We start from the raw sequence: 23,841 nt of genomic DNA, 5'->3' as shown, positions 1-23,841 counted from the left end.
TTCCCGCCTGATCAGGCACGCCCGCGCCGCCAGATGACACGGGCGGTCTCCACGTAGGCGGTGGCCCGTGCCAGATGGCCGTCGGGCGGCGCGTGGTCCTTGAGCCGGGCGTGATGCGCCGCCATCGCCGTGACCAGGGTGCGGCCCTGCGCGGTGAGGCGGCTGGAGCCCAGCAGCTGCGGCAGCGCGGCCTCGACCTGCTGGCGGCACCGGCAGTGGTCGGCCCAGGCGGCGTCCCTGGCCGCGGGCACCGCGCCGCTCAGCGCCACCCGCAGATGGAAGTCGGCCAGCGCCAGATGGGCGTAGGCGCCCTGGAAGAGGCCGTCGAAGGGCCGCGGGTCGGGACGCCAGGGCGCCCAGTAGCGCGGGCTGTCGTCCGCGGTGTGCAGCACGGTCAGCGCGGACAGCGCGAGCAGCTTGGTGTGCTGGAGCTCGTGCACCAGGGTCGCGGCGAGTTCGAGCCCGCTGCGCGGTGTGCTGCTCAGCAGGGCGCCGAAGGCCTCGCCCCTGGTGGCGCTGCAGTGCGCGGTCGGCGAGCCGGCGAGCGGCACCAGGCAGCCGAGCAGCGCGGCGGCCTCCTGGACCCGCCCGGCACCGCCGAGCTGCGTCCACGGCCCGGCGTCCTGCCAGGCGGTGCGCCAGCGGGCGTGCCTGCCGGGATCGAGGGCGCCGGACACGGTCAGCCCGTACGGGTTGGAGCGGCGCTCCTCGTCGCGGTACGGGTCGACGTCGTCGAGCAGCACCGGCCGCCCATCGGCGGCCCACAGCGCCCTGACGGGCCGCCAGCCCGCCGCCGCGGAGCGCCAGATCCCGTCCGGTCCCGGCCTGACCTCGACCGGTGTCCCGGCGGTGCCGCCGGCCGACGGCACCCGGAGCCACAGCCGCCTGCCGTCGCCCGTGACCCGGACCGCGCAGCAGCCCGCGCCGACCGCGCAGCAGCCGAGGGTGGGCAGGACCAGCAGACCGCCGCGCACCGGCACATCGGCGGTGAAGCGGAGCCCCGCGCGGGCCGCGGCGGCCGCCGCGAGGGCGCCGAGGTGGGCCAGCGCGGCGGCGGGCGGCTGCGGCGGGTCCTGCACGGTCAGGGCGCGCAGGGCGCGCTCCGCCCACGCGCCGGTCATCGGGTAGTGCACGACGCGGTGCGCGGCGGCCGGGTCGGCGCGCTCCGCCGCGGCCAGCAGCCGCCAGTCCGCCAGCACCCTGGCAGCGGCCGCGGGCGGCAGCAGGGCGGGCGGCGCCTCGGCGACGGCGTCAAGCAGCGCGCGCAGCGTGAGCAGCCGCCGGCGGCGCTGCTGGGCCACCAGCTGGTCGAGGGCGCGGGCGTCACCGCCGGTGCTGCCGAAGGCGCGGAGCATGTCGTCGGATACGTTCACCTGGCTGTCTCCCGGGGTGCGTGGCCGCCGCTCGCGGCGCCGGCCGCCGCGGCGAGCCGGGAGCCGATGTGGCGGATCAGGTGGGCCAGGTCGGCGCAGTACACGGACCGGTTGCGGAAGCCGCTGCCGGCCAGGTAGCGGTGGGCGTAGTGGCCGCCGCCGCAGACGGCGACCAGCGCGCAGGCCCGGCAGGCGCTGCCGAGCGCGGCGAGGCCCGCCTGGCGGGCGGCGACGCCGGGGTGGGCCAGCACCTCGTCGAAGGTGTTGCGGAAGACGTCGAGGCCGGTCGCGGCGGCGCCTTCGTACGCGGACTTCAGCGAGTCGACCTGCTCGATGCTGCCGTCGGTCTCGACCACGGCGGCGGTGAAGGGCTGGAGCCCGAGCCGTTCGGTGGCGGCGGGCACCCCGAGCAGCAGCGCGACGCACTCCTCGAACAGCCGCACCCGGGTCTCCCGGCGGCCGGCCTGCCACCAGCGGTCGAAGACGGCCGTCAGCCAGCGGCCGTACGGCGCCGGGTCCGCGGCCGGCGCGGGCAGCCCGGGCGGCGGCGTCGTCCAGTTCCCGTGCGGCAGCAGCAGGTCGATGGCGGGCGGTGCGAAGGCCAGCAGCGACTCGTAGACGTCGACCGGGTCGTGCCGCAGGTCCACCACGCACAGCACCCCGGCGTACGCCTCGGGCGCGGTCTCCGCGAGCAGCCGCAGCCCTGCGGCGGCCGCGGGCCAGCAGGGGCGGCCCGCGTGGTCCACCCGGGCCGCGTTGTGCCCGGGGCGGCCGCCGTCGAGGCTGACGCCGACCCGTATACGCGCGTCGCGCAGCCGGATGATGCGGTCCCGGGTGAGCAGGGTGGCGTTGGTCTGCACGGCGGCGTGCACGGTGCACGGCACGGTCCGCCGCAACCGCTCGACGTCGGCGGCCAGCCGGTCGGCGCCGACCAGCAGCGGTTCGCCGCCGTGGAGTACGACGGCGACCTCGGGCAGCCGGTGTGCGGCGGCGTGCTCGGCGATGCGGTACGCGGTGCGCTCCGCCACCTCGGTGGCCACCGCCCGCGGGCGCTCCCGCCAGCCCTCGTCCTGGCCGGCGTAGAGGTAGCAGTAGGTGCAGGCGAGGTTGCACCGGCTGTGCACCTTGAGGACGAACTGCCGTATCGGCTCTGCGCTCCGCGCGGATCGCCGCCGCTCCTGGGCCACATCGCCTCCCCCCGTGCTCAGGGCCGCCCGCCGGCTCCCGCGGTTGTTCCCGCCGGGCAGCCCACCGCAAACGCCGGCCCGGGGTTTTGGCCTTAACCATCCCCTCCGGCGCTCACACATGCGCCGCCGGCGCCCGGGGCTGTCCCGTGACCCCTGGTGGGCCAGGGTGCGGCGGCAGGCGCGGTACACCGCAAGGCGGTGGGGCGCCCCGGACGGAGTCCGCGGGGAGTACCGCGGCTGCCGCCGCACGTCCGGGACCACGGGACGGGGCCGAGCGCCGGGCTACATCGAGTTGTCGAAGCCCCACAGCGCCTCGCCGCCCGGCGCGGCCAGGCGCAGGCGCAGGTCGGTCACCAGCGCCGCGAGCACCGGGTGCTCGATCGTCCGCAGCGATTCGAGGTCGAGTCCCAGCACGTCGGGCGCGGCCTCCTCCGCCACGGCTGCCGCGGCCTCCGCGGCCGCCGCGCCCTGCGCGCCGCCAGGCGGCTCTGCTGTCATCACGGACCTCCGTGTTCGTTGATCGCGGCAAGGTTCTCGACGGTCCGGCGGCCGGTGTCGCCGCCCTCGTCGGGGAGCTGGCGCCACTCGGCGAGCGCGGCGCGGTAGGCGTTGGCGGCAGCGCGCGGGCGGTGGGCGAGCTCGTAGACCTCGCCGCGCCGATGATGCGCGAGTGCGGCGAGCCGCACCAGGGGTTCCCGGTCAGGGCTGCCGGCGGCCGCGGTGCCGGCCGCCTGTGCGGCGCGCCGGAAGGCCTCGGCGGCGTGGTCGAGGCGTTCCGAGCGGCGGGTGTGCCGGTAGGCGAGCCGGTGCACCTCGCCCAGTTCGAAGTTGATCCTGGCGACCTGGGCGGGCTGCTCCGCGGGCTGCACGGCCCGGGTCAGCACGTGCTCGGCCTCGCGCAGGTCGACCAGGTCCCCTTCTGCGGCGTAGCGCAGCACGAGTGCCCGGCCGAGCATCATCAGCCGGGCGGGCAGCCGGGGGTCGTCCGCGGGGGTCTCCATCCGGCAGTCGCGCAGGACGAGGACGGCCCGGTTGACGAAGAGCTCGCCGCCGGGGAGTGCGGCCCTGTCGAGCAGGGCGGCGCCCCACTCCGCGACGAGATTGCTGTATTCGGGCCGGTCGCGCGGGGTGAGCCGGCAGGCCTCGGCGAACCGCCCTGCGGCCGCTTCGAGTTCGCCCGCGGGCCCGCCCTCGGCGTGCCGGGCGACCCTGATCCGGCCGGCCCTGGCGAGGATGGCGGCGCGCAGCAGCCGGTCGCGGGTCTCGCCGAGCGCGCGGTCGACGAACTGCTGCGCGGCCGGCAGCCGGCCGCCTGCCGCCAGCAGGGCGTCGACCAGGGAGAGGATCGCGGCGACGAGCTGCTCGGCGGGCGCGTCCGCGCGCTGGAGCGCGTCGAGTCCGGCCCGGAAGGACTCGGCGGCCTGCTGCGCGTAGACCTGCTTGCGCTCCCGGTCCACGGCGGCGCCGGCCAGCCGGAGCAGGGCGCGGCCGTGTGCGAGGGCGAGCTGGCTGGGGCGGTCGGCGTTCGGCGGCCACGCGTCGGCGAACGCCTCCAGCATGCCGACGGTCTCCTCGAGCAGCGCGGTCTCACCGCTGAGGGCCCACTGGTCCTCCAGCACCTGCACGCGTTCCAGGGTGGCGTCGAGCACCTCGCCCGCGCCGAGTTCAGGTGCCGCGCAGACCGCGGTCAGTTCGCGGTCGGCGCGGCGCAGGAGTTCCAGCGCGGCGCGGTTGTCGCCCGCGGCGGCCCTGTCGTCGGCGGAGGCACGCAGCACCGCGGCCCTGGCCGAGCGGGCCTTGACCGAGCCGAGGTGGGCGGCCGCGGTCTCCGCGGCGTCCTGCGCCTCGCGCAGCAGCCCGGGGCCGCCGCGCAGCCGCCACAACCGGACGAGCTGCTCGGCGAGTTCGCTCCACAGCTCGGGGTCGGTGCTGTGCCTGAACTCCTCCGCGGCGGCGCGGCGCAGCATCTGCACGGCTTCCAGCAGGTTCTGCACCATGCCCTCGTCGCGGAACCTGGCGACGAGTTCCCTGGCGCGCAGGACGACCGATGAGGTGCCGCCGCCACTGCCGGACGCGGTCCTGCCGCCGGCGCGGGCCGCGCCCGCGCTCCCGGCGAACGGCACGAAGCGCTCCAGGACGCGGGCGGCGACCTCGGCGAAGGGCTGCTGGGAGTGGACGCCGACGCCCGCGGTGCGTTCCTCCCAGGCGGCGTGCCGGACGGCGGAGGCGACCGCGGCGTCGGCCGCGGGGTCGCTCGGCCCGCCGGCGAGCTGGGTGATGGCCAGGGCGGGGAAGTTGGGGCCGCCCCTGCCGAAGCGGTGTTCGACGTATTCCGAGCAGTGCTTGAGCACCAGCAGGGCCTCGTCCAGGCCCAGCGGCTGCAGCAGGATGTCCCGTACGCCGGGGGCGAATTCGTACCACCTGTGGTCGTCGCCCTCGGCCCGCACCACCAGTCCGCTGAGCAGCACCTCGGCGAGTTCCGCGGGGCCGGAGCCGGGCAGCATGGTGCGCTGGACGAGTTGCATGACGGGCAGGAAGAGCGGCGCGGCCGAGAGGTAGACCGCGAGCTGGGCGGCCGCGGGCGAGGCCGCGGCGGGCGACGCGGCGGAGCGGAATCTGGCGACGAGTGCGGCGGGCGACATGGTCTCGCGGCGCGGGCGGCTCACGCTCGCCGGCTGGTCGGAGCGCACCCAGCCGACGGCGGCCGGCACCTCTCCGGGCCCGGTCCCCGCCAGCAGCCGCGCCCAGGCACCCAGCGCCAGCGTGGTGGGCGGCAGTACGGGCACCGGCAGCGCGTCGCCCGCGGGCGGTGTGGTGAATCCGCCGGCGCCTGCCGAGAAGCGCAGCGGCGCGGCGGGCTGCGGGCCGTCGGCGCGGTGCAGCACCCCGTAGGAGACCGGCAGCCGGGTGCGCGACCACAGCCGGGCGGGCAGCGGCTGGAGCACGGCCACGGGACCGTGGCCCGCGAGCCGGTGCAGCAGCCGGTGCGCCTGCCCCGACGACCACAGCGGTCCCGCGCAGTCGCTGACCAGCAGGGTGATCCGGCGTCCCGTCGGATCGCCGAGCTGGTCGGCGGAGCGCAGCGCGGAGGGGTCGGGGTCGAAGTGGCTGCTGACGGCGGGGACACCGTCGGCGGTGGCGTGCAGATGGCGGACCTGCACCTCGCGGAAGGCGCCGAGGCATTCGAAGACGCCGCCGAGTTCGCGCAGCATCCGCTCCCAGACGTACATCGACGACGACGCGTCCATCAGCAGCTGCATGGTGGCGTCGCCGCGGTTGACGGCGCGGAAGACCGGCAGCAGCAGGCCGCCGGCCCTGGCGGTCCGCTCGGCGGTGGCGGCCTCGTCGAGGATGCTGCGCCGCGGCCGGGCCGGGCTGCGGTAGCGCTGGAGCGGCCGCAGCGCCGCCTGGAGTTCGAGCAGGCCGGGCAGCGCGGTGGCCTCGGGGATGGCCACGATGAAACCGGTGCGGCCCGGGTGGCCCTGGCCCGGTTCCGCCGTGCCGGGGTAGAGGGCGACCCTTCCCTCGTCGTCCTGCTCCGGCGGGACCAGCCGGCTGCCGGCCCCGTCGGTGCCGTCGCCGGGGACCTGCGGCAGGTCGCCCGGTGCGCCGGCCGGGCCCTTGACCGACTCGGGGGCCGGTCCCTGCGGCGTGCCCGCCTGCACGGCTTCCGGCGCGGTCGGTACCGACCAGCGCGCGAGCCACAGCGCGTCGGCCACCTCGGTGGTGCCGGGTTCGAGGCCTGCGCGGCTCAGCCTGCGGACGAACTCGGCCATCGGGTCGGGCGCCGGCCAGTCGCTGCTGCCCCCGGTCGGCGGCGGGGCGGGCGGTGGGACAGGCGGTGGGGCCGCCTGGTTCGGCTCGGCGTCCACGGCCGCGTCACCTGGGCCGGTCGAGCCGCTGGATGAGCATGTCCGCGAGCCGGGAACGGGTGGGCGGCGCCGCGTGGTGGGTGAGGTAGATGGCGTTCAGCAGCTGGTCGGTGGCGAGCAGTTCGCTGCGCGAGCGGTCGAGGAAGCGGGCCACCAGGTCCTCGCCGACGGTGGCCGCCTCGTCGCCGAGGTGGGCGCGCACCACGTTGGACAGCCGCTGGTGGTCGGGGCGGTCCAGCTCCAGGTGGATGCAGCGGCGCAGCAGCGGGGCGGGGAAGTCCCGCTCGCCGTTGCTGGTGAGGATCACGAAGGGGAAGGCGCGGCAGCGGACCCTGCCCTCCCTGATGCCCACTCGGGAGCCGTCGTCGGTGAGGACGTCGACCTCCGGCTCGCGTTCCGCGAGGCGTTCGAGCTCGGGGATGGAGTACTCGCCCTCCTCCATCACGTTCAGCAGGTCGTTGGGCAGGTCGATGTCGCTCTTGTCCAGCTCGTCGATCAGCAGCACCCGGGGCTGGGCGGTGGGCAGCAGCGCGGTGCCGAGCGGGCCGAGCCTGATGTAGCTGCCGATGCCGCCGGGCGCGGCGGTACGCGAGTTCGCAGCGATCTGGGTGTCCTGGAGCCGGCCGATGGCGTCGTAGCGGTAGAGCCCGTCCTGCAGGACGCTGCGGCTGACGATGGGCCAGTGCAGCACCCGGCCGAGTCCCAGTTCGTACGCGACGGCGTGTGCCAGGGTGCTCTTGCCGGTGCCGGGGCTGCCGGTGACCAGCAGCGGGCGGCGCAGGTAGAGCGCGGCGTTGACCATCTCCAGCTCCTCGGGGCTCGGCCGGTGCATCTCGGCCATGTGCCGGTACGCGCCGAGCCTGCGGGCCGACGAGCTGTCGGGGCCAGGACCGCGCGCGACCAGCGGCCCGCCGTCGAAGTCCCGCCAGGGCGGGGGCTCCGGCAGGCCGTCGATGCGGGTGTGGGGCTCCCCCGTGCCGCGGTAGATGAGCCATTCGCCCGACTGGCCGATCTCGGTCTCACTCACCTCGATACCTCGCATCCCTCGTCACGGTGCCTCCAGCGGCTCATCGGTCCCGGGCAGCGGCCGGGTCGGATCGTGGTAGAAGAGCATGAGTCCTGTGGACCAGAACTTCTCCGGCATCCCGTCGTCGACCTCGGCGCGCAGCTCCGCGAGCATCCGCGGCAGCCGGCCCGCGGACCTGGCGCTCCGCACCGCGCGGTCCATGCCGCGGTGCAGGTCGGCGCACACCGACTCCTGGGGGACCGGCTGGCGGCGCCACAGGGCGATGCTGTAGCCGCTGCGGACGATGCGGTGCAGGGCCTCGGGCGCGTTGCCCGCGCTGCGGCACAGCACCGGGAGGGTGTCGCGCGGCCGGGCGCGCAGCTCGCTCTCCGCGGGCAGCGGGCTCGGCACCCCCTCGTCGCAGTCCAGGATGTCGGGGCGGGGCGACTGCTCGTGCAGGGCGCGCCAGCGGGCGGCGCGCTCGTCGGCGTCCGGCCGGTCCTCCGCGGGCATGTCCGTACGCCGTATCACCACCGGCCGGTCGGCGTCGATGCCGAGCAGCCTGACGTCGGCGAAGATCCCCACCAGGGCGCCGGGCACGGCCAGTTGGACGACGGCGGACAGGCCGGTGGCATCACAGCGGCGGAAGGCCTCACGCAGCGGATCACGCAGCCTGGCTGCCATGTCCTCCAGCCTGGTCCCGCCGAACTCCTCCTCGATGCACTCCACTTCGCCGCTCTCCGGCACCGCGCTGACCCGCCAGTCGTAGCGGTCCAGCTCCCAGCCGCGCGGGAAGATCTCCACCAGGGCCTCGGCACCGCGCTGTTCGGCGGGCGCCGGGTCGAGGACCGGGATGCCCCTGCCCCGCAGCCGGCCCTTGCGCTCGTCGACCAGGGTGCGGCGGAAGAGCCTGCTGAGCGTGTCGGCGGCGCCCGCGGTCTGCTGGGCCCAGCCCCACAGCGCGCGTTCCGCGGACTCGTCGGTGCCGCTCACCCGCTCGGCGGTGGCGGCGTGCACGGCGTACCGCAGCACCGCCTCCAGCTCCGTGGTGCCGCGCCGCAGGTCGTAGAGCAGGCCGAGGCCGTCGCGCCAGGCGCGCGGGGCGACCGGCAGGCCCTGCGCGGGGCCGCCGCGCACCTCGCTGACGATGTCCAGGAGGCTGCGGGTGCTGGCGGGCGGCGGCAGCTGGGCCAGCAGCCCGAGCAGCCGGGTGCGCTGGCCGGGGGTGAGGGCGCGGCCCGCGCAGGCGTCGATCTCGCCGTGCGCGTCGATCCAGGTGAAGACGTCGGTGCTGAGGAAGGAGTGCCGGTCGTCGTGGTGCAGGTCGTGCGCGGCCATCACCCGGTGGTAGAGGTCGTAGGAGGGGTCGGCCGGGTCGGCGCCCGGCAGTCGCCGCAGCTGCTGGATGCCGACCGCGAGGCCGCCGTCCTGGCCCTGCCTGCGGGCCTTGACGACGCCGATCACCTCGCCGCGCACCAGGTCCACGACCGGGCCGCCGGACACGCCGTGCGGCATCTCGTCCTCGCTGCTGAGCTTGAGCACGCCGGTGCTGCCGACCTGGCCGCTGATGGTGCACCTGCCGTTGTACGACTCCGCGGTGCTGCCGCTGCGGGTGTACCCGAAGAAGGCGACCTGGTTGGTCGTGTACGCCTTGGCGGTGCGCTCGGTCAGCCACACGCAGGGGTGGTCGACCGGGTCGAGCAGCCGGATCAGCGCGAGGTCGGGGGCGGGCCAGCTGCCGCCGCCACCGCCGGCCGGCTCGGCCCACTCGACGACGGCGCCGAGCATGCGGTCGCCCCAGCCGACCGTGACCTCGCGCGCCGCCGGCTGCGCCACACCCGCCGCCTCCTCCGCCTGCTCCGCGTCCTCCGTGCTTGTGCACGCCACGTGGGCGCAGGTCAGCACCCAGTTCGGCGCGACGAAGAAGCCGCTGCCGAAGAGCGGGTGACCGGGCTTCGCGCCGTGGATGCGGACGGTCGCCTCGCTGACCAGCGGGACGAGGGTTTCTGCCGGGTCGAAGGGTTCGGGCTCATCACTGCGCGGTGTCACCCCGCTCCCCCCATGCCGTCGATCCCGCGTGCCACACCCGTCGCAGCGGTCGGCGCGCCCATACACCCCCCCCTGGCCGGTCGTCCCGAAAGGCTAGTGCCTGCCGGTGCCTGCGCGAGGCCCTTCTGGCAACTCCTATCCTTGTCCAGTCTGTCCCCGTCCTTCGCTGTTCTTCCCCGTACGGGGACCCTCCCACCCCTGTTTGAGGAGCAGATCTTGTACTTCACCGACCGCGGCATCGAGGAGCTCGCCGACCGGCGCGGCGAGGAGGAGGTCACGCTCGAATGGGTCGCCGACCGGCTCCGCGAATTCGTCGATCTCAACCCGGAGTTCGAGATTCCGGTCGAGCGCCTGGCGACCTGGCTCGCCCGTCTGGACGACGAGGAGTAGCGCCCGCCCGGCCGGTCCGCCCGGTCACTCACTTGACTTCCCGCTGACGCGATATATCGTGTGTGGAGGGAGGACGCGATATACCGCGTTCAGTCGGCGCTCAGGGAGGACCACCGTGGAACAGACCGTCGCGGAACCCGGGAAGTTCGAGTTCGGGGACGCCATAGACACCCTCCACGTCCGGATCGTCGGGGGCGCGGTCAACGTGGTCGGGATCGACGAGGGGCCGGCCCGTATGGAGGTCACCGAGATCGACGGCCCGCCGCTGCGGGTGCAGCGGGAGGGCACCACGCTGACCGTGGCCTACGACGACCTGACCTGGAAGGGCCTGCTCAAGTGGCACGACCGCCAGGGCTGGCGGCGGCGCGCGGTGATCTCCCTCGCGGTGCCCCAGCACACCTCCGTCGAGGTCGGGGTGGTCGGCGCCGGCGCGGTGATCTCCGGGATCAGCGGCCCCACCGTCGTCCAGGGCGTGAACGGCGACACCACCCTCGTCGGCCTGACCGGCCCGGTGAAGGCCAACACCGTCGCGGGCAACGTCGAGGCCCAGTCCGTGTCGGGCGACCTGCGCGTCAACACCGTCTCCGGTGACCTGACCGTCGTGGAGGGCAGCGGCTCCGAGGTCAGGGCCGACTCGGTCAGCGGCAGCATGGTGCTCGACCTCGACCCCTCGGGCAGCGCCCAGGTCCGGCTGACCACCGTGTCCGGCGAGATCGCCATCCGCATCCCGGAGCCGGGCGACGCCGAGGTCGACGCCAACACCACCAGCGGCCGGGTGTCCTGCGCCTTCGACGAGCTCCAGGTGACCGGCCAGTGGGGCGCCAAGCGGATCACCGGCCGGGTCGGCTCCGGCGGCGCCAAGCTCAGGGCCACCACCGTCTCCGGCGCGATCGCGCTGCTGCGCAGACCGCCGATGGAGGACGCGCCCTCCATCAGGAAGGACATCTGACATGGCACCCGTCTTCGCGCACGGCAGGCTGCGGCTGTATCTGCTCAAGCTCCTCGACGAGTCGCCGCGGCACGGCTACGAGGTGATCCGGCTGCTCGAAGAGCGCTTCCAGGGGCTCTACGCGCCCTCGGCCGGCACCGTCTACCCGCGGCTGGCGAAGCTGGAGAAGGAGGGCCTGGTCACCCACTCCACCGAGGGCGGCCGCAAGATCTACGCCCTGACCGACGAGGGCCGGGCAGAACTCGCCTCCCGCGCCGACGAGATCGCCGGGCTGGAAGCGGAGATCCGCGAGTCGGTGTCCACCCTGGCCGCCGAGATCCGCGAGGACGTCCGCGGCGCGGCCGGCGACCTGCGCCGGGAGGTGCGGGCCGCCGCCGAGCAGGCGCGGTCGCAGTCGGCCGACGGCGGAAGGCCGTTCGGCGACCCCAGGCAGGAGTGGAAGGAGCGGGTCCAGCGCGCGAAGGAGGAGAGCCGCAGGGCCAAGGAGGAGGCCAGGACCGCACGCCGGCAGGCGAAGGCCGCCCGGGACGCGATGGACAGCGCCAGGGACGAGGTCCAGCAGATCGTCCGGGAGGTCCAGGAGCAGGTCCAGTCGCACGCGCACGGCGGCGACTGGCAGGCCGCGGTACGCGAGGGCCTGGCGGAACTGACCCGGCAGCTGGGCCAGTTCGGCGGCGGCATGGGCCGCGGCGGCGGGCAGCGGCCCGGTTCAGGGGCGGGCTCCGCGAAGGCGGCGGGCGGGCCCTGGACGCCGCAGGCGGGCGCCACGCCGCCCGGATCGGCCGAGGACGGGACGGCCGCGGGTGAGGCCGCGGACGACACCCCGCCCTCCGCGGACCCGATGCGCGACCTGGAGCGGCTGCTCGACCGCTTCCGCGACGACATCCGTGACGCCGCCCGCGATCTGGGCGTGGACGACGGCCAGTTGCGCGAGGTGCGCCGCCATCTGTCGGCCGCGGCCGCGCACATCACGGCCGCGCTGCACACCGGCGGGCGGCCCTGAGCGGCGTCAGTTGCCGGTGAGCACGATCTTGCCGAACACCTCGCCGCGCTCCAGCTGTTCGAAGCCCTCGCGCGCCCGGTCGAGCGGCAGGACCGTGTCGATCACCGGGCGCACGCCGGTGGCCGCGCAGAAGGCGAGCAGGTCCTCCAGCTCGTCCTTGGTGCCCATCGTCGAGCCGACGACCCGCAGTTCGAGGAAGAAGATCCGGTTGAGCTCGGTGGCCGGCGGGTTGGGCCCGCTCGTGGCGCCGGAGATGACCAGGGTGCCGCCGGGGCGCAGCGACTTGACCGAGTGCGACCAGGTGGCGGCGCCCACCGTCTCGATGACGGCGTCGACCCGCTCGGGCAGCCGCCCGCCCGGCTCCACCACCCCGTGCGCGCCCAGCTCCAGCGCCCGCTGCCGCTTGCCCGCGTCCCGGCTGGTGGCATAGACCCGCAGGCCAGCGGCCTTGGCCAGCACGATCGCGGCGGTGGCGACCCCGCCGCCCGCGCCCTGCACCAGGACCGCGTCACCGGGGCGTACGCCCGCGTTGGTGAAGAGCATCCGGTACGCGGTCAGCCACGCCGTCGGCAGGCAGGCCGCCTCCTCGAAGCTCAGCTCGGCCGGCTTGGGCAGGATGTTCCAGGTCGGCACGGTGACCCGCTCCGCCAGGGTGCCCTGATACCGCTCGGTGAGCAGCGACCGCCGCTCGTTCGGGCCGACACCGTGGCCGGTCTGCCCGATCACCGAGTGCAGCACCACCTCGTTGCCGTCCTCGTCGATCCCGGCGGCGTCGCAGCCCAGGATCATCGGCAGGCTCTCCTGCCCGAGCCCGACCCCGCGCAGCGACCACAGGTCGTGGTGGTTGAGCGAGGCGGCCTTGACCGTGACGGTGCTCCACCCCTCGCGCTTGTCCGGCTCGGGGCGCTCCCCCAGCTCCAACCCGCTGAGCGGCTGCTGTGCGTCAATACGTGCGGCGTATACGGCGAACATCCCCCGACGCTAACGCACCGGCCCGCCGCCCGCGCCCCCGCCGCCGGTTCAGCCGCCGTCGCCGCCCGCCGCGTCCTCGTCGCCCGCGCCATCCGCGCCGTCCGCGCCGTCCCCGCCGTCCGCGCCGTCCGCGCCGTCCGCGCCGTCCGCGCCGTCCGCGCCGGTGAGCCCGTACCCGGCGCTCGCCAGGAGGGGGGCGAGCGAGTCCGCGGTGACGGCGAAGGCGGCCTGCGTCTCGCCGCCGGGCACCAGGGTGCCGATCACCTCGCCGAGTTCGTTGAGCAGCGGGCCGCCGGCCGCCGACGCGGGCAGCCGCAGGTCGGTGCGGTAGAGCTGGAGGCCGTGCTCGGGGAAGGCCTCGAACTTCTCGATGACGCCGGGAAGCAGCTCGCCGTCGGGCGCGGCCGCCCCGACGAGGTCGCCGATGTGCGTGAGCCGGGGGAATCCCAGCCGCAGCGGCCGGTCCCGCGCGGGTTCCGCCAGCAGCAGCACCGCGGTGTCGACGGCGGTGGTGTCAGGGAGGAAGGCCCGCCGCACGGTCGCCGCCCCGTACACCGTCCGCACGGCCGTCGCCGCGGGGTCCGCCGCCAGCCACCTCCTGCTGGTCAGCACATGCCGCTCGGAGATCAGGAACCCGCCGCCCCCGCCGTCGCCGACCCGGACGAGCGCGGAGCGCGCCGCCGCGGCGAACGCCTCGGGCCGCCCCGGGTCGCGGACGACGGCCCGCAGCGCGGCGGCGCCTTCCAGCAGGCAGCGCCGGTAGCCCTCGACGTCACCGACTCCGGCCAGGCAGCGCAGCCGCCGCCGCAGGTCCTCGGGGTCGGACAGCGGCCGGCCGAACTCCTCGAGCGCGCTCAGCGCGCGGCCGTGGTCGCCCGCGTCGTGCAGCGACCTGAAGCGCGACAGCGGGTCGCGGTCCGCCGCCGCCAGCGAGGCCAGCACATCGTTCCAGCGGGCCATGGCGGCCACGCCCCGCCGCATCCGCCCCAGCCGCTCGCCGAGCTGCTCCACGAGGTGCCGCCCCGCCGGTATCCGGTCGGCGGCGGCGGGCAGCGCGAGGTAGTCCCGCACGGTGGTGAGCAGGTCGCGCAGCGGGCCGCGCAGGGACAGCAGTTCGCTCTCCAGCTCGGCCGGCTCCGGGCCGTACATCTGCGCGAGCAGCCGCTGGGTGGCCGCGTCCGGCGGTTCGCGCGAGGGGCGGTGGGCGCCCAGCCGCTCCCTGAACTCCCGGCACACCCGCTCGCAGTCGTCGTCCGCCCCCTCGGCGAGCTCCCGCAGTTCCCGCTGGATGCGCTCCAGCTCCCGCTGGTCCGTGTGCCGCCTCGACATGGACCTGATCTCCCCCGGCGAGAGCAGCGTGGTGTCGGTGAAGTCCACCGACTTGCTGTTCCCCGTCCCCTTGTCCCGCGCGGTGACCGTCAGCAGGCAGCTGGCGTCGAACTCGAAGGTCACCTCGATCTGCGGCTCCCCCTTGGCCAGCGGCGGGATGCCGGTCAGCGGGACGACGCCGATTCTCGACCGGGGGTCGATCTGCCCGTTGTAGACCTCGATGACCACCTCGGCCTGGTTGTCCCTGACCGTGGTGAACATGTCGGAGCGCTTGGTCGGGATCTTGGTGTTGCGCTCGACGAGTACGGAGAAGCCCTTGCCGCCGCCCTCCTCGCGCACCGCGATGCCCAGCGGGAAGGGCGTGACGTCCAGCAGCAGGCTGTCCTTGAGGCGCCCGGTGAGCACCGCCCCCTGGAGGGCCGCCCCGCAGGCCACGGCTGCCCGCGGGTCGGCAAGCACGGTGCGCCTCAGGTCGAAGACGCGCTCGACGGTCTCGCTGACCAGCGGCGACAGCATCGGGCCGCCGACCAGGACCAGGTGACGGGCCGGCACGGACATGTCCGCCCTCAACCGGTTGCAGACCTCCCGCAGGGTGCGCAGCGAGCCGGCCAGCAGCCCTGCCAGGTCGTCCCTGGTCAGTTCGAGGCGGACCTCGGGCCGGTCGAGGAAGGCGTTGAGGGTGTACTCGGCCTCGTCCTGGGAGGACAGGGCGATCTTGAGGTGCTCCGCCGCGAGCGCCAGCCGCTTCCTGGCCCGGCCCGTGGTGGGGACGTCGATGCCGCGGGCCCGCAGCCGCTGGGCGAGCTCGTCGGCGACGAGGGCGTCGAAGTCCTGGCCGCCGTACTGGTTGTCGCCGAGGACCTGCTCGACGTCGTAGACGTTGTTGTCGACATCGAGAGCGCTGACGTCGAGGGTGCCCGCGCCCAGGTCCACCACGACGATCTGCCCGTCGAGGTGCCGCTGCTGCGCCGCGGCCATGCAGGCGGCGGTCGGCTCGTGGATCAGGCGCAGCGGGGTGACCCCGGCGATCTCGCAGGCGCTGCGGGTGGCGTGCTTGGCGTTGTTGAGGAAGTACGCCGGGATGGTGAGGACGGCGTCCGGCCGCGGCACCGCGAGGTCGTGGCGCTCGGCTGCCCATTCCAGCCACTCGTCCCTGATGTCGCCGAGTTCGGCTCGGGCGAGTTCCGCCAAGCGTTCCCGCACGTGGTCGGCCAGCAGCTTCTCCACCAGGGTCCTGGCGTGCCGGATCAGCCGGGCGGCGACCTCCTCGGGCCGGTATCCGCGGTCGCGGATCTTGAAGACGACGCCGTCGCCCATCCGGCGCTTGGCCGCGCCGATGTGGCCGACCACCCAGGGCGCGAGGATCTGGTCCCCGGTCAGCCCGACGATCTCCTCCCCCTTGTCGGTCACCGTCAGCGTCGAGGCGAACTGCGGCTTCCCGCCGTCCGGGCAGATCACCGGGCGGCCGGTGCCGCTGTCGTAGACGGCGGCGACGCAGGTGGAGGTGCCAAGGTCCAGGCCCCAGGCAGGCGCGAAACGGCGGTCGACGTCGGCCTTCGCCCGCTCCACCCAGGCCGCGACCCGCTCCTCGAACGCGCCGCGGCCGACCGCGCCGACGGCGTCGAGCGCGTCGCGCACCCGCTCGCGCAGCGGCCCGGGTATCGCCGCGTCGTCCCCGGCCACCAGGGTGCGCAGCGCCTCGACCCCTGCGGTGCCGTGTCCCCTGCGCTCGATCGCGCCGAGGCACAGCCGGACGAGTTGCGAGATGTCACCCGCCTGACGCAGGAACCCGTGCAGCCTGGGGTCCTCGACCGCGTCCTCGCCCTTCCAGGTGATCAGGCAGCGGGCCGCCGCCGCGGGGTCGTCGGCCCTGGCGTAGAGGGCGGCGGCCTCCTCGTGGCGGCCGGCCTGCTCATGGAGCCTGGCGGCGCCCAGCAGGTCGCCGCCGGCCTCGCGGGCGGCGGCCCTGGCGGCCTGGCTTCTCGGCGTGTCGTCGCCCTGGAGGACCCGGTCGGCGTCGCCGAACCGTTCGGCGGCGCGGTAGAGGCGGTGCGCCCGGTAGAGGTCGCCGGCGTCCGCGGCGTGCCTGGCCGCCTCCGCGGGATCGCCCGCGGCCTCCTCGAAGCGGCTCCATTCCCGGTGCACGGCCTCGTGCCCGTCGGGCGCCTCGCGCAGCAGGGCGTCCAGGCGGCGCCGTTCGACCGCGACGACGGCCGCGCGCAGGCCGGTCACCTCCGCGCGCCGGCGTGCGACCGGCCCTGCGGGCTCCGCGGCCCGCTCCAGGTGCCCGAGGATCACCGAGGCGAGCCGTACCGCCTCGGTGCGGTCCCCGCGTTCGGCGTGCGCGTCGACGTCGGCGCAGCACACGCCGGCCAGCGCCGCCAGCCGGTCGGTGTCCTGCGCCGGGCAGGTCTCCAGGGCGGCGAAGTGGTCGCCCAGCTCCTCGTGGCAGCGGCTCACCAGGTCCCTGCGCCCGGCGCGTTCGTAGTGCCCGAGCGCGTCACCGGGGCTGCCCGCGGCGAGGAGCAGGTCGCCCGCGCGTCCTGCGAGCGCCCGCACCTCGTCGGCCGCGCCTTCCGCCCCGGCGAGCGCGAGACCGGCGAGCACGTCGTCCAGCCGGGGCGAGGCCTTGCAGCACTCGATCGCCTGCCGCCTGCGCGCGGGGTTGTCGGCCAGCCGTACCGCGTCGGCGCCGCGGCCGAGGAAGAGCCTGACCGGGTAGAGGTCGGGCACCAGGGGCTCGGAGAGGTGGTCGAAGAAGGCCGACCACAGGGCGGCGTCGCCGCCGAGTGCCGCCCGCGCGGTGTAGGCGCGCAGCGCGTCTGTGGTCAGGCGGAGGTCGAGCAGCCCGCTGTCCTGCCGGCGGCGCAGCAGCAGGACCAGGCTGTCGGCGCCGCCCTGTTCGGCGGTCCGCACCGTCAGCCGGCCGGCCGCGCCCCTTTCCAGCTCGCGGTCGCCCAGCCGTTCGGCGACGCGGGCGACCACCGCGAGCACGGTGGTGTCGGTGTGACCGGCCAGGCGGTGCAGGGCCGCCAGTCCGGCCGGGCCGAACGCCTTGGGGTAGGCCTCGGGGGGCAGCCGGGCGTCGTGGCGCTCGAAGAGCGCAAGAGCCGCGCTGGGGTCGTGGTCGAGCCAGAGCACCAGAGCGTGTCCGTACGCGGTGGCGGCGCCGTCCAGGTCCCGGCCGGTGAGCACCGCGGGCCTGAACCGCTGCTCGACGGTCTTCAGCGCCTTCCGCAGCGGGCGGGGCACACCGTCGGACGACCTGCTCAGCACGTGTCCTCATCCCCCGGTGGTCACAAGGCGAGCGTCCTGCCATTCATGCTAACGGCCTTGTGGCGCAAGGGGGATGCGAGTGCACGACCGCGCCCGGCACCTCCCCTGGGGGAGGTGCCGGGCGCGGTGCGGACTCCGCGGGAGCGAAGGTGTCAGGCCTTCTTGGTCTCCCAGAAGATCTTGTCGATCTCCGCGATCAGGTCGAGGGCCTTCTGCCCGGTGGCCGGGTCGTTCGAGGCCTTCGCCGCGCTGAGCGCCTTGAGCGTGTCGTTCACCAACTGGTGGAGCTGGGGGTACTTCTCGAAGTGCGGGGGCTTGAAGTAGTCGCTCCACAGCACCGAAACGTGGTGCTTGGCCAGCTCGGCGCGCTGCTCCTTGATGAGCACCGCACGCGTGCGGAAGTCCGCGTCCTCGTTGGCCTGGTACTTCTCCTGGACCGCCTTGACGGACTCGGCCTCGATGCGGGCCTGGGCCGGGTCGTACACGCCGCAGGGCAGGTCGCAGTGTGCGCTTACCTTCACCTTGGGCGCGAACAGGCGAGTGAACATGGCTGTCCTTCCTCGTGATCGTCTTTCAGGTGGGACATTACTCCCTGGAGGAGTCGTTTTCTCGGGTGCCCCAGCTGGCTTGCGACAAAAGTCTGGTGTCACCCTGGGTCCGGTGGAGGAACGAGCCAGGAGGCGGTAATGCGGGAGCAGGGGGCCAGGCTGTCGTGGCAGCTGGTCGAGGTCACTGGTCCGTCGATGGCGCCCACGCTGCTGCACGGGGACTGGCTGCTGATCCAGAAGATCAGCAGCGGCGCCGAGCTGGTGCGCGAGGGCGACGTGGTGGTCATGAAACACCCGTTGCAGCAGGACCTGCTGATCGTCAAGCGGGCGGTGGAGCGCCGGGCGGGCGGCTGGTGGGTGCTGGGCGACAACACCTTCGTGGAGAACGACAGCAGGGAGTTCGGCACGGTGCCGGACGACATGGTGGTGGCGCGGGCCAGAGGGCGCTTCCGGCCGCCGCGTGAACTTCAGCGCTCGGTGGCAGGCGTCGCGTCGTGGGCGGCGTCCTGCGTGCGGCCGCTGCGGCCCGACCGGTCGTTCTCCAGGCGCTTGCGGGCCCGGTAGGCGGCCACGTTGGCGCGGGTCGCGCAGCGGTCCGAGCAGTAGCGGCGAGACCTGTTGGTGGAGGTGTCGACGTACGCGTTCCTGCAGGGCGCGGCCTCGCAGATGCCGAGCCGGTCCACGCCGAGCGTGGTCAGCTGGAAGGCCAGGCCCATGCAGGCGGTGGCCGAGTAGCTCGCGGTGGCGTTGACCGCCTGGTCGGCGAGGTGCATGTGCCAGTCGGGGCGGCCGGTGGCGTCGAGATGGTCGTGCCCGGAGATCTGCGGGCTGACCGGGAACTCCAGCATCAGGGCGTTGAGCAGGTCCACCGCACGGACCTCGTCCGCCTCGTCCGCCGCCTCGAACACGCCGCGCAGCCGGGTGCGTACGGCACGCAGCCGGGCCACGTCCGCGTCGGCGGCACGGGACCCGGCGTGCGAGGCGGGACCGAAGAGCTCGCGTATGGCGTCGACCGAGGTCAGCGCGTCGGTGCCGCGCAACGGCTCCTCGCTGTTGACGAGGCGCACGGCGTAGTCCGAGTAGTAGGCCAGATCCACAGGTGTGTCCTCTTGGTCCTTTACGGGGTGCGGCCCGGCCCCGGTAACAGCCGGATCGGAGTCCAGGCTATTACCGAAGCGGCCTCCGCGGGCACGGCGGCGCCGGCCGGCACGGTCACAGCACCTTGGACAGGAAGGCCTTGGTCCGCTCGTGCTGCGGCTTGCCCAGCACCTCGCGGGGGCGGCCCGACTCCACGACCACGCCGTCGTCCATGAAGACCAGCGAGTCGCCGACCTCGCGGGCGAAGCCCATCTCGTGGGTGACCACGATCATGGTCATGCCGTCCTCGGCGAGACCGCGCATGACGTCGAGCACGTCGCCGACCAGCTCCGGGTCGAGCGCGGAGGTCGGCTCGTCGAAGAGCATCAGCTTGGGCTCCATGGCCAGCGCCCGGGCGATCGCCACCCGCTGCTGCTGGCCGCCGGACAGCTGGGCCGGGTAGCTGCCCGCCTTGTCGGCCAGGCCGACCCGTTCGAGCAGTCCGGCGGCCCGCTCCCTGGCGACCGCCCTGGTCTCCCGCTTGACCTGGACCGGGCCCTCCATGACGTTCTCGATCGCGGTCATGTGCGGGAAGAGGTTGAAGCGCTGGAAGACCATGCCGATGTCCCGGCGCTTCGCGGCGACCTCGCGGTCGCGCAGCTCGTGGAGCCGGTCGCCGCGCTGCCGGTAGCCGACCAGGTCGCCGTCCACCCACAGCCGCCCGGCGTTGATCTGCTCCAGGTGGTTGATGCAGCGCAGGAAGGTGGACTTGCCGGAGCCCGAGGGCCCGATCAGGCAGCACACCTCCCGCGGTGCGACCTCCAGGTCGATGCCCTTGAGGATGTGGGCGGCGCCGAAGGACTTGTGGACGTTCTCGGCCTTGACCATCGGCTCGACGCTGCCGCCGGCCGGCGGGTCGACCGGGTCGACCGGCTTGGTCATGTTGGGTGTGCTCATGATCAGGCCACCTTCGGTCGGCGCAGGGTGGTCAGGTTGGCCCTGACCTTCTGCCACGGGGTCAGCGGCAGCGACCGCAGCGAGCCGCGGGCGTAGCGCCGCTCCAGATAGAACTGGCCGACGCTGAACACGCTGGTCAGCACCAGGTACCAGATCGACGCGACGAAGTACATCTCCATGATCGCGTTGGAGCCGGTGCCGATGTCGGAGGTGGCGCGCAGCAGTTCCGAATACTGCACGACCGACACCAGCGACGACGTCTTGAGCATGTTGATGAACTCGTTGCCGGTGGGCGGGATAATCACCCGCATGGCCTGCGGGAGGACGATCCGCCGCATGGTCTGCGCGCCGGTCATGCCCAGCGCGTGCGACGCCTCGGTCTGGCCCTCGTCCACCGACTGGATGCCGGCCCTGACGATCTCCGCCATGTACGCGCCCTCGTTGAGGCCGAGGCCCAGCAGGGCGGCCACGAAGGGGGTCATCACGGCGACCGTGTCGTTCTTGTAGAACGGCATCAGGTTGATCGTGTGGAAGATCAGCGACAGGTTGAACCACATCAGCAGCTGCACGTAGACCGGTGTGCCGCGGAAGAACCAGATGTACAGCCAGGCGACGGCTCCGGTGACCGGGTTCTTCGACAGCCGCATGACCGCGAACAGCATGCCGAGCACCAGGCCCATCGCCATCGCGCACACGGAGATGAGCACGGTGTGCCAGACACCGGTGACCACCGTGTGGTCGAAGAGCTTGTCGCCGACCGAGCTCCAGATGATCTTGCCCTGCGAGAAGCCGTAGCCCAGCCAGGCGAGCAGCGCCACCACGACGACGGCGGCTGCCCACCGGCCGTAGTGGCGTACCGGGACCGCCCGGATCGCCTCGTAGGGGCTCGCGGGCGCCTTGTCGTGGGGGCCGGCCGTACCTTCCGGGGTACGGCCGGCCGTCGTCCCGCTCACGTCACGAGCCGCCGTTGATCGCGACGGTGGTGATCGCGCCGGTGGTGGCGTTCCACTTCTGCAGGATCTTGGCGTAGGTGCCGTCGGCGACGATCGCGTCCATGGCGGCCTTCAGCGCGTCCCGCAGCTGGGTGTCGCTCTTGCTCACCGCGATGCCGAAGGGCCCGGCGTCGGACGGCGCGCCTGCCACCTCGAAGTCGGCGCCCTTGCCCGAGGTCTGGGCGATGTAGGCGGCCACCGGGGTGTCGTTGAGGTCGGCGACGGCGCCGCCGGCCTTGACGCGGGTCTGCGCCTGGGCGTCGGTGTCGAACGCCTGGATGGTCAGGCCCTTGCTGCCGCACGCGGTCTTCTGCTTCTTGAACGCGGTCTCGTAGATCGTGCCGCGCTGCACTGCGACGGTCATGCCGCACAGGTCCCCGAGCGCCTTGACGCCCTTAGGGTTGCCCTTCTGCACCAGCAGCGAGGAACCGGAGTTGTAGTAGTCGACGAAGTCGACGCCGGTGCCGATCTTCTTGCCCTTGTCGTCCAGTCCGTCCTGGCGGGCCTTGGTGTCGCTCATAGCGGACATCACGATGTTCGACCGGCCGGTCTGCAGCGAGGTGATCAGGCCGTCGAACGTGCCGTTGGTGAACTTGAACGTCACGCCGAGCTTCTCGCCCAGCGCCGCCCCGAGGTCCGGGTCGATGCCGACGATCGAGCCGCCCTGGCTCTGCTCCATGGGGGGGTACGAGGCGTCGGTGCCGACCTGGATCACCTTGGAGTCCTGGATCGTCTTCGGCAGCTGGGAGAACAGCGAATCCGGAGTCGCGCTGGTCGTGGCGCCGGCACCGGCACCGGCGGCGCTCGTGGAGGGCGCCGCGTCGTCCTTCTTGGTCTGGTCGCCGCACCCGGTGAGCACCAGGGTGCCGGCGACCGCAACGGCGGCGACCGCGCTGAGCCGGGAAAGGGCGGTGGTACGCCTGGTCGTGCGTGCGGTCATCGCTGAGTCCTCCTGAAGAGGTGAGGTGTCGTGCGGGCGGGTTGGCACACGCCTTCGAGTGCCGCCACCGTGTGTGATCTGTGCATCTTGCCATCCGGACAGCGCCGACCGGGCTCCCCGTTGTGTCAAAATCGGATAACGGGCGATCCCCGGGCTCCCATCGGGCCGGCACACCACGGCAGGACCACGATGGAGCCCCGCCGACCAGGGCGGATCGATTCGCTTTAGTGACCTTAAAGAGTCTTCCGGTAGAACGGATCCCCACCCCTCATCCGGGGCCGGTGCGCGTGCGGCGCACCAGGCGTCCCTGTCCCCCTTCGCTCACTCGTCACAGGTGACACGGACGTCGAGCCCACCTTGCTCCGCGCCTCGGGGCGAGTAATCTCCCTCATCTATGACAAAGGGGTCAAAAGTGGCAACGGAGACCGTCAACCCTCGAATCGACGGCGGTTCGGGCACTGAAGGCGATACGGACGACATCCCCCTCGATCCGGTGTTCGCGCTGCACCGCGGCGGCAAGATGGAGATCACCTCCACCGTGCCGGTGCGCGACGCCGCCGACCTGTCGCTCGCGTACACCCCCGGAGTGGCGGAGGTCTGCACCGCCATCGCGGAACAGCCCGAGCTGGTGCACGACTACACCTGGAAGTCCCAGGTCGTCGCCGTCGTCACGGACGGGACCGCGGTGCTGGGGCTGGGCGACATCGGCCCGGAGGCGTCGCTGCCGGTGATGGAGGGCAAGGCGATCCTCTTCAAGCAGTTCGGCGGGGTGGACGCGGTGCCGATCGCACTGGCCTGCACCGACGTGGACGAGATCGTGGAGACCGTGGTCCGGCTCGCGCCGTCCTTCGGCGGGGTGAACCTGGAGGACATCTCCGCGCCGCGCTGCTTCGAGATCGAACGGCGGCTCGTGGAGCGGCTGGACATCCCGGTCTTCCACGACGACCAGCACGGCACCGCGGTCGTGACGCTGGCCGCGCTGCGCAACGCGGCGAAGCTGACCGGCCGGGACATCGGCACCCTGCGGGCCGTCATCTCGGGCGCCGGCGCGGCCGGGGTCGCCATCGCGAAGATCCTGCTGGAGGCGGGCATCGGCGATGTCGCCGTCACCGACCGCAAGGGCGTGGTCCACGAGGACCGCGACGACCTCAACCCGGTGAAGCGCGAGCTGGCTTCGTATACGAACCGGGCCGGGCTGACCGGATCTCTGGACTCGGCGCTGGCCGGCGCCGACGTCTTCATCGGCGTGTCCGGCGGTACGGTCGCGGAGTCCGCGGTCGCCACGATGGCGAAAGGCGCCTTCGTCTTCGCGATGGCCAACCCGACCCCGGAGATCCACCCCGAGGTCGCGCACCGCTACGCCGCGGTGGTCGCCACCGGGCGCAGCGACTTCCCCAACCAGATCAACAACGTGCTGGCCTTCCCCGGCATCTTCGCCGGCGCCCTCCAGGTGCGCGCCTCGGCCATCACCGAGGGCATGAAGCTCGCGGCCGCCGCGGCGCTGGCCGACGTGGTCGCCGACGAGTTGAGCGCGGACTGCGTGATCCCGTCGCCCTTCGACGCCCGGGTCGCGCCCGCCGTGACCGCCGCGGTCGCGGCCGCGGCTCGCGCGGAAGGTGTCGCCAGGCGCTGACCTGCGCGAACGGCCGGTGTCCCGCGGGACACCGGCCGTTCGGCTTTCGATGTGACGAGCGTCACACCGGAAGCCGTCACACTCTGGGCGTCCAAGCCCTCATATGTATGCCCGGCGTGACGCCGGGTCACGGAGCACCCCCGTTCGCCCGGCCCCCCGTACCGGCGAGCGGGGGTGTTTCCCGTCGTGCTCCGGAGGGGGGAGCACGGCCCGCACCGCCGCGGGGGCGGCGGCGCCGGGTGAGTCGGCACGCGGGGCCACGGGGGCATGGGACACGGGCGATCGGGG

At 73.9% G+C, this 23,841-nt stretch carries 18 protein-coding genes; 5 read left to right on the top strand and 13 right to left on the bottom strand.

What is annotated here, in order from left to right; translation table 11 throughout:
* Window positions 1-11: 11 nt before the first annotated feature.
* From ACGFMP_RS23630 to ACGFMP_RS23605, 6 genes are all read right to left on the bottom strand, one after another.
* Window positions 12-1,373 (bottom strand): aKG-HExxH-type peptide beta-hydroxylase, encoded by a 1,362-nt coding sequence (locus ACGFMP_RS23630; RefSeq protein WP_393674930.1) that lies wholly within the window; start codon window positions 1,371-1,373, stop codon window positions 12-14.
* Window positions 1,370-2,560 (bottom strand): FxsB family cyclophane-forming radical SAM/SPASM peptide maturase, encoded by a 1,191-nt coding sequence (locus ACGFMP_RS23625; RefSeq protein WP_393674929.1) that lies wholly within the window; start codon window positions 2,558-2,560, stop codon window positions 1,370-1,372. Before ACGFMP_RS23625 ends, ACGFMP_RS23630 begins: the two co-directional genes overlap by 4 nt.
* A 282-nt stretch (window positions 2,561-2,842) precedes the next feature.
* On the bottom strand, window positions 2,843-3,058 hold the full coding sequence (gene fxsA, locus ACGFMP_RS23620) for an FxSxx-COOH cyclophane-containing RiPP peptide (protein ID WP_393674927.1): 216 nt from the start codon (window positions 3,056-3,058) through the stop codon (window positions 2,843-2,845).
* Window positions 3,058-6,432, bottom strand: coding sequence for an SAV_2336 N-terminal domain-related protein (locus ACGFMP_RS23615; protein ID WP_393674925.1), 3,375 nt, complete (start codon window positions 6,430-6,432; stop codon window positions 3,058-3,060). The genes fxsA and ACGFMP_RS23615 overlap by 1 nt, the downstream gene beginning before the upstream one ends.
* 7 nt (window positions 6,433-6,439) lie before the next feature.
* Window positions 6,440-7,444 (bottom strand): AAA family ATPase, encoded by a 1,005-nt coding sequence (locus ACGFMP_RS23610; RefSeq protein WP_393674994.1) that lies wholly within the window; start codon window positions 7,442-7,444, stop codon window positions 6,440-6,442.
* A 36-nt stretch (window positions 7,445-7,480) separates the two neighbouring features.
* Window positions 7,481-9,487 (bottom strand): trypsin-like peptidase domain-containing protein, encoded by a 2,007-nt coding sequence (locus ACGFMP_RS23605; protein WP_393674923.1) that lies wholly within the window; start codon window positions 9,485-9,487, stop codon window positions 7,481-7,483.
* 216 nt (window positions 9,488-9,703) lie between these two features.
* Between ACGFMP_RS23605 and ACGFMP_RS23600 the strand changes: the two genes are divergently transcribed.
* The 3 genes from ACGFMP_RS23600 to ACGFMP_RS23590 all read left to right on the top strand — a co-directional run bounded on the left by ACGFMP_RS23600 (window position 9,704) and on the right by ACGFMP_RS23590 (window position 11,829).
* Window positions 9,704-9,877 carry a DUF6104 family protein gene (locus tag ACGFMP_RS23600; RefSeq protein WP_393674922.1) on the top strand — a complete coding sequence of 58 codons (174 nt, stop codon included), beginning with the start codon at window positions 9,704-9,706 and terminating at the stop codon, window positions 9,875-9,877.
* Between the two features lie 115 nt (window positions 9,878-9,992).
* Window positions 9,993-10,826, top strand: coding sequence for a DUF4097 domain-containing protein (locus tag ACGFMP_RS23595; RefSeq protein ID WP_393674921.1), 834 nt, complete (start codon window positions 9,993-9,995; stop codon window positions 10,824-10,826).
* Window position 10,827: 1 nt separating this feature from the next.
* Window positions 10,828-11,829, top strand: a complete 1,002-nt coding sequence (locus tag ACGFMP_RS23590; RefSeq protein WP_393674919.1) for a helix-turn-helix transcriptional regulator — start codon at window positions 10,828-10,830, stop codon at window positions 11,827-11,829.
* Window positions 11,830-11,835: 6 nt separating this feature from the next.
* Here the strand turns inward: ACGFMP_RS23590 and ACGFMP_RS23585 are convergent, their stop codons facing one another.
* The 3 genes from ACGFMP_RS23585 to sodN all read right to left on the bottom strand — a co-directional run bounded on the left by ACGFMP_RS23585 (window position 11,836) and on the right by sodN (window position 17,954).
* Window positions 11,836-12,801 (bottom strand): zinc-binding dehydrogenase, encoded by a 966-nt coding sequence (locus ACGFMP_RS23585; RefSeq protein WP_393674918.1) that lies wholly within the window; start codon window positions 12,799-12,801, stop codon window positions 11,836-11,838.
* Between the two features lie 48 nt (window positions 12,802-12,849).
* The gene (locus ACGFMP_RS23580) at window positions 12,850-17,406 is read right to left on the bottom strand and encodes an Hsp70 family protein (RefSeq protein ID WP_393674917.1); all 4,557 of its coding nucleotides are present in this window, start codon (window positions 17,404-17,406) and stop codon (window positions 12,850-12,852) included.
* 152 nt (window positions 17,407-17,558) lie between these two features.
* Complete coding sequence (gene sodN, locus ACGFMP_RS23575) at window positions 17,559-17,954, bottom strand: superoxide dismutase, Ni (protein ID WP_033171806.1); 396 nt, start codon at window positions 17,952-17,954, stop codon at window positions 17,559-17,561.
* A 138-nt stretch (window positions 17,955-18,092) separates the two neighbouring features.
* Here sodN and sodX point away from each other — a divergent pair, with 138 nt between their 5' ends.
* A complete protein-coding gene (gene sodX, locus ACGFMP_RS23570; protein WP_393674916.1) occupies window positions 18,093-18,518 on the top strand; it encodes a nickel-type superoxide dismutase maturation protease in 426 nt (141 codons plus the stop codon).
* Here sodX and ACGFMP_RS23565 read toward each other — a convergent pair.
* The 4 genes from ACGFMP_RS23565 to ACGFMP_RS23550 all read right to left on the bottom strand — a co-directional run bounded on the left by ACGFMP_RS23565 (window position 18,422) and on the right by ACGFMP_RS23550 (window position 21,920).
* Entirely contained in the window at window positions 18,422-19,051 is a 630-nt protein-coding gene (locus ACGFMP_RS23565; protein WP_393674915.1) for a CGNR zinc finger domain-containing protein, read from the bottom strand. The two genes, sodX and ACGFMP_RS23565, sit on opposite strands and share 97 nt — an antisense overlap.
* Before the next feature lie 115 nt (window positions 19,052-19,166).
* Window positions 19,167-19,919 carry an amino acid ABC transporter ATP-binding protein gene (locus ACGFMP_RS23560; protein ID WP_393674993.1) on the bottom strand — a complete coding sequence of 251 codons (753 nt, stop codon included), beginning with the start codon at window positions 19,917-19,919 and terminating at the stop codon, window positions 19,167-19,169.
* A gap of 71 nt (window positions 19,920-19,990) precedes the next feature.
* Window positions 19,991-20,860 carry an amino acid ABC transporter permease gene (locus tag ACGFMP_RS23555; RefSeq protein WP_393674992.1) on the bottom strand — a complete coding sequence of 290 codons (870 nt, stop codon included), beginning with the start codon at window positions 20,858-20,860 and terminating at the stop codon, window positions 19,991-19,993.
* Window positions 20,861-20,942: 82 nt separating this feature from the next.
* Window positions 20,943-21,920, bottom strand: a complete 978-nt coding sequence (locus ACGFMP_RS23550; protein WP_393674914.1) for an ABC transporter substrate-binding protein — start codon at window positions 21,918-21,920, stop codon at window positions 20,943-20,945.
* 412 nt (window positions 21,921-22,332) lie between these two features.
* Here ACGFMP_RS23550 and ACGFMP_RS23545 point away from each other — a divergent pair, with 412 nt between their 5' ends.
* Window positions 22,333-23,553 carry an NADP-dependent malic enzyme gene (locus ACGFMP_RS23545; protein ID WP_393674913.1) on the top strand — a complete coding sequence of 407 codons (1,221 nt, stop codon included), beginning with the start codon at window positions 22,333-22,335 and terminating at the stop codon, window positions 23,551-23,553.
* Window positions 23,554-23,841 lie beyond the last annotated feature (288 nt).

The organism is Streptomyces sp. NPDC049040, from assembly GCF_043197715.1.
Classification (GTDB): Bacteria; Actinomycetota; Actinomycetes; order Streptomycetales; family Streptomycetaceae; genus Actinacidiphila.
This window is presented reverse-complemented; position numbering and strand designations above follow the sequence as displayed.